Here is a 5,019-nt window from a genome sequence, read left to right on the forward strand (position 1 = left end):
GGCTATCTCGTCTCGATGCTGGTCGGCATCAAGGGCGGACTCCTGTGGCAGATCATGCCGCGCAAGCATCTCGAAGCTTGAACATCAACAAGGGGTTCTCGCGATGACAAGAGCGTTTCTCGTTCTGTGGGCCGGCCTTACGGCGCTCGTTGGCGTCGCGCACGGAGCGCAGGCCGATGACAAGCTGAAGGTCGCCGCCTCGTTCTCGATCCTCGGCGACATGGTGAAGCAAGTGGGCGGCGACCGGGTCGAGGTCGTGACCTTCGTCGGGCCGAACGGCGATGCCCACGTCTACGAGCCGACGCCTGCCGACGCCAAGGCTCTGTCGCAGTCCAAGATCCTGTTCATCAACGGCCTAGGGCTCGAAGGCTGGATGACGCGGCTCGAGAATTCTTTGGGCTTCAAGGGCAAGGTGGTGACGGTGTCGAACGGCGTGAAGCCGCGCAAGATGCTCGAGGACGAGAAGACCACCACCGATCCGCATGCCTGGCAGGACCTCGCCAACGGCGAGGTCTACGCCGCCAATATCCGCGATGCTTTGATCGCCGCCGATCCCGCCGGCAAGGTGACGTACGAGGCCAACGCCAAAAAGTTCATTGATGCCATGGCGGCGATGGATGCGAATGTGAGGCAGGCGATCGCCAAGCTTCCCCCCGAGCGCCGCAGGATCATCACCACGCATGATGCGTTCGGCTATTTCGGCGCGGCCTACGGGCTCGAAATCATCGCGCCGGAAGGTGTCAGCACCGAGAGCGAGGCTTCCGCCCAGGACGTCGCCAAGATCATCCGCCAGATCAGGAGCGAGAACATCCCGGCGGTGTTCCTGGAGAACGTGACCGACCACCGCCTGCTCGATCAGATCGCGCGCGAGACGGGAGCCAAGATCGGCGGCGAGCTCTATACCGACGCGCTGTCTCCCGCCGACGGTCCGGCGGCGACGTATCTCGACATGTTCCGCCACAATATCGAGACGCTGACCGCCGCGCTCTCGGCGTAGTCCCCGGCCAATCGGTTCGGACGCGTGATTCCTACGCTGAGAGCTGAGACATGACGTTCGCCAAAGGACCCCAGTGGATCGCGGCAGCGGCGGCGGTCTTGCTTGTGCTCGTCGTGGCGGATTCGCTCGTGCCGACTAGCCTGCAAGTCCGCCTGGGGCTGCATTGGCTGATCGAGCATTTCCTCGCTTATTTCGCCGTGGCGCTGCTTTTCTGCCTCGCCTCCCGCAGGCCCCGCATCGTGGCGGCGGTGCTAATGGGGGTGGCCGGCGCGATGGAGGCCCTGCAAGGACTGACCTCAGACCGCATCCCCGACCTTGCCACCGGCTTCTGCGGGGCCGCGGGCGCGCTCGCAGGCGCGCTCACGGCAAGTCTTGTGACAGATCTGTGGCAAGCGCTGCGAACTTCGCGCCGGGCGCAGTCCTCCTAGCCTCGCGGCCCCCTGGCGCGTTTTCACGAAATCTGCTCTATCCTTCCAGCCATGATCAGCCAGGCACGGCGCCATACCATCCCGGTCAAGGTCGGCAATGTCACGATCGGCGGCAACGCGCCGATCGTCGTCCAGTCGATGACCAACACCGATACGGCCGACGTCGAGGCCACGGCGCGCCAAGTCGCCGCGCTCGCCCGCGCAGGCTCCGAGCTCGTGCGCATCACGGTGGACCGCGAGGAGGCCGCCGCCGCCGTCCCGCACATCCGCGAGCGGCTCGATCACCTCAGCGTCGATGTGCCGCTCATCGGCGACTTCCACTATAACGGCCACACGCTGCTGAGAGAGCATCCGGCTTGCGCCGAGGCGCTGGCCAAATACCGCATCAATCCCGGCAATGTCGGCTTCAAGGACAAGCGCGACAAGCAATTCGCCGAGATCATCGAGATCGCCGCGAAGAACGGCAAGCCGGTGCGCATCGGCGTGAACTGGGGAAGCCTCGACCAGGACCTGCTCACGCGGCTGATGGACGAGAATGCGCGAGAGCCCGAACCCAAGGACGCGCGCGAGGTGATGCACGAAGCGATCGTGCAGTCGGCGCTGCTTAGCGCCCAGCGCGCAATCGAGCTTGGGCTTGGACCCGAGCGCATCGTGCTCTCGGCCAAGGTCTCGGCGGTGCAGGACCTGATCGCGGTCTATGCGATGCTCGCCGCGCGCTCGGATCTCGCGCTCCATCTCGGCCTCACCGAGGCGGGCATGGGCTCCAAGGGCATCGTCGCCTCATCGGCCGCTCTCTCAGTGCTGTTGCAGCAGGGGATCGGCGACACGATCCGCATCTCGCTCACGCCGGAGCCCGGCGGCGACCGCACGCTCGAGGTCAAGGTCGCGCAGGAACTCTTGCAGAGCATGGGTTTCAGGAGCTTCGTGCCGCTCGTCGCGGCCTGCCCCGGCTGCGGCCGCACTACCTCGACCACCTTCCAGGAGCTTGCCCGCGACATCCAGGATTTCATCCGCAACGAGATGCCGGAATGGAAGCGCCGTTATCCCGGCGTGGAGACGCTCAACGTCGCGGTGATGGGGTGCATCGTCAACGGGCCGGGCGAATCGAAGCACGCCGATATCGGCATCTCGCTTCCGGGCACGGGAGAGGCGCCGGCCGCGCCCGTGTTCATCGACGGCAAGAAGGCGGTCACCCTGCGGGGCCCGACCGTCGCCGCGGATTTCAAGCAGATGGTGCTCGACTATATCGAGCGCAGATTCGGACAAGGTGCGATCGGGCGCAGCGCCGCGGAGTAGGTCCCGCATGATTCCGCGTCTTCACGTTCCCGTTGTCGAACCGGAAGACGTCGTTCGGCATCTCGGGAAGCAAGAAGTGCACTGGAAGGAAGGCCGATCGGCACACGCACTGGCGACGGCATGGGTCGCGGCCAATGCGTTTCCGCCACGCGTTTCCGCCGTCCTCGGAAGTCATCCTGATTTCGTCTTGGCCGAGCTGATCGACGCATTCGTCGAGCGGCAGGTCGAGCTCGGCTCCGAAGGGCGTCCAAGTCAAACCGATCTCCTCGCCGTTGCCGGCATCGGCGACCGGCTCGCGATCCTGGCGGTCGAAGGGAAGGCCGGCGAAAGCTTCGGCGATATCGTCGGACAGTGGCTCGATGAAAGTGCGGGTAAGCGAACGAGGCTCGACGGCCTCTGCCGCATGCTCGGGCTGTCGCGCGAGGAGGCATCGCCGCTCCGCTACCAGCTCTTGCATCGCTCGGCATCCGCCATCATTGAGGCGCGGCGCTACCGCGCAAACGCGGCGGCCCTGCTCGTGCACAGCTTCAGCGACGATGAGCGTGGCTTCGCCGACTTTGCCGCCTTCGCTGCGGCGGTCGGGTTCGCTGGTGCCCGCCCGGACACGCTGCTCGGCCCGGTCGATCTCGACGGTATAAAGTTGTACGCGGGCTGGGTGCAGGATCGTCCCGTCGTCGCCAGCACCTACCTGGACTCGCTGCGCGGCTATGCACAGAGACTTGAGCAGTGGTGCGAGCGGGTTCGCGGCTGGTGCGACGAGCAATCGTCCAAGCTGAAACCGGCGGCCGAATAAGGAGGGCTCGATGCGTGTCGCGTGGCTTGTGGTTCTGGCGGTTCTTCTCTGTTGCTCTGTTTCGCTCAGCATCGCCCGCGCCGAAGAGGACCAATCATCGGACGCGTCCTCGAGCGAGGAGGCGCCCGATCCCTGGCTCGGCTGCTGGACGCGCGTCTATGACACCGCTCACCTTGCCAAGCATCCCAAGCAGGCCGTCACCGGGCTGACGCTCTCGATCGAATCGCGCGAGCCGTCGGGCGACAGCGACCCCGGTCCCTATCTCGCCACTCTCTACGGCACGTTCCGCGGCAAGGCGGACATCTATGCCATGCCGCGCGGCGCGCGCTGCGTCGTCGCCGGCGCCGCCAAGGACCAGCTCTCGTGCGTCACCGATGGGTTCTTCGTCGGCAAGTTCGAGCTTCAGCCTGCCGCCAAGAACATGAAGATCGCGCTGCAAGCAAGCGACGACCATATCGCACTGGTGCCCGGCGTCGATACGGCGTCGTTCGTGATCCTGTCGGGCGACAACCCCGAGCATTCGCTCTTCGTGCTGAACCCCGCCGCGCCCAAGACCTGCGGGCGGTAGGGGCTAGCCATCATTTTTTGATGGCATCGCCGACGATGCTCACCATGAGCGCGATCAGCGTCACGTTGAAAATGAAGGAGACGATGCTGTGTATTGTCACGACGTGGCGGATCGGCTTCGCCTCGACCATAACGTCCGCGACTTGCGCCGCCATGCCGATTCCAAACGAAAAATAGACAAAGTCCCAGTAATCCGGTTGCACATTGCCGGGAAAACGCAGTCCGCCACCAGGGCCGCGATGCTCGGCATAGAACTCATGCGCATAGTGCAAAGCGAAGATCGTATGAATGAATGGCCATGACAGGACGATAGTTAAGAGGACAAGCGCAAGATCGAGAGGCTGCCGTGTCTCGCTCAGCCAGTAAACAATCCCAGCGAGGCTCGCGAGCGCGGCTAGAATCGTTACAATCGCGATAAAGACTCGCCCCTCGTCTTGCCGTGCCGACTGCAGGCGAATATGGCCAGCGTCCGAATGGGAGAACATCCAGAAGATCAAGACGAGATACAGCGCAACACACACGTCCCATCCAAGCAAGACGTGAGGTACCCACCACAGGGTCTGGTGCGTGGGTGCCCACATGATTCCAAAAACAGCGGTCGTCGCTGAGACGACGGCGCCGACCAAGAGCGACGCAAGCAGCTTGGGTCGAGCCAGCATCACGCGAATGGGCTTCGGCCAAGGTTGCGGCGAGCCGGTGTTGTTCGTGTGCGTGCGTTTGGCTTGCGGTGCCATTCTCTTGCGCTCTAGCTCGAACGATTCACAGCGAAACGCACCGTCTCGACCAGCATCTCGCCGCGGCTGCCGAAGGGCGCAAGCGCGCCCTCCGCCTCTTGCAGGAGGACTTTGAGCCGCGCTCTGGCTGCGTCCACCCCGAACAGCGCGATCAGCGTCGCTTTGCCTTGCCCGGCATCCTTGGCGACCGCCTTGCCGAGCGTG

At 64.4% G+C, this 5,019-nt stretch carries 6 protein-coding genes and 1 pseudogene; 5 read left to right on the forward strand and 2 right to left on the reverse strand.

Annotation, left to right across the window (positions count from 1 at the left end; translation table 11 throughout):
• The first annotated feature begins 103 nt into the window (after window positions 1-103).
• From VFB18_RS05230 to VFB18_RS05250, 5 genes are read left to right on the forward strand one after another with little or no spacing between them, the layout of a single operon-like run.
• Window positions 104-997 (forward strand): metal ABC transporter substrate-binding protein, encoded by an 894-nt coding sequence (locus VFB18_RS05230; RefSeq protein WP_324971810.1) that lies wholly within the window; start codon window positions 104-106, stop codon window positions 995-997.
• Window positions 998-1,047: 50 nt separating this feature from the next.
• Window positions 1,048-1,425 (forward strand): hypothetical protein, encoded by a 378-nt coding sequence (locus tag VFB18_RS05235; protein WP_324971812.1) that lies wholly within the window; start codon window positions 1,048-1,050, stop codon window positions 1,423-1,425.
• A gap of 51 nt (window positions 1,426-1,476) precedes the next feature.
• Window positions 1,477-2,721, forward strand: a complete 1,245-nt coding sequence (ispG, locus tag VFB18_RS05240) for a flavodoxin-dependent (E)-4-hydroxy-3-methylbut-2-enyl-diphosphate synthase (RefSeq protein WP_324971815.1) — start codon at window positions 1,477-1,479, stop codon at window positions 2,719-2,721.
• 7 nt (window positions 2,722-2,728) lie between these two features.
• Window positions 2,729-3,514: a DUF6946 family protein gene (locus tag VFB18_RS05245; RefSeq protein WP_414675649.1), complete on the forward strand. Its 786-nt coding sequence runs from the start codon at window positions 2,729-2,731 to the stop codon at window positions 3,512-3,514.
• A gap of 10 nt (window positions 3,515-3,524) precedes the next feature.
• Window positions 3,525-4,082: a hypothetical protein gene (locus VFB18_RS05250; RefSeq protein WP_324971822.1), complete on the forward strand. Its 558-nt coding sequence runs from the start codon at window positions 3,525-3,527 to the stop codon at window positions 4,080-4,082.
• Between the two features lie 10 nt (window positions 4,083-4,092).
• Here the strand turns inward: VFB18_RS05250 and VFB18_RS05255 are convergent, their stop codons facing one another.
• Together VFB18_RS05255 and VFB18_RS05260 are read right to left on the reverse strand one after the other, a co-directional pair.
• Window positions 4,093-4,815, reverse strand: a complete 723-nt coding sequence (locus VFB18_RS05255) for a DUF1345 domain-containing protein (protein ID WP_324971824.1) — start codon at window positions 4,813-4,815, stop codon at window positions 4,093-4,095.
• Window positions 4,816-4,826: 11 nt separating this feature from the next.
• Window positions 4,827-5,019: pseudogene (locus tag VFB18_RS05260) on the reverse strand (polyprenyl synthetase family protein); the annotation flags it as partial.

This window comes from Methyloceanibacter sp., assembly GCF_035650995.1.
Classification (GTDB): Bacteria; Pseudomonadota; Alphaproteobacteria; order Rhizobiales; family Methyloligellaceae; genus Methyloceanibacter.

Bases quoted from the DNA above. Each gene is read 5' to 3' on its own strand.
- VFB18_RS05250 (WP_324971822.1), top strand. From the start codon at position 3,525: ATGCGTGTCGCGTGGCTTGTGGTTCTGGCGGTTCTTCTCTGTTGCTCT.
- ispG (WP_324971815.1), top strand. From the start codon at position 1,477: ATGATCAGCCAGGCACGGCGCCATACCATCCCGGTCAAGGTCGGCAAT.
- VFB18_RS05235 (WP_324971812.1), top strand. From the start codon at position 1,048: ATGACGTTCGCCAAAGGACCCCAGTGGATCGCGGCAGCGGCGGCGGTC.
- VFB18_RS05230 (WP_324971810.1), top strand. From the start codon at position 104: ATGACAAGAGCGTTTCTCGTTCTGTGGGCCGGCCTTACGGCGCTCGTT.
- VFB18_RS05245 (WP_414675649.1), top strand. From the start codon at position 2,729: ATGATTCCGCGTCTTCACGTTCCCGTTGTCGAACCGGAAGACGTCGTT.
- VFB18_RS05255 (WP_324971824.1), bottom strand. From the start codon at position 4,815: ATGGCACCGCAAGCCAAACGCACGCACACGAACAACACCGGCTCGCCG.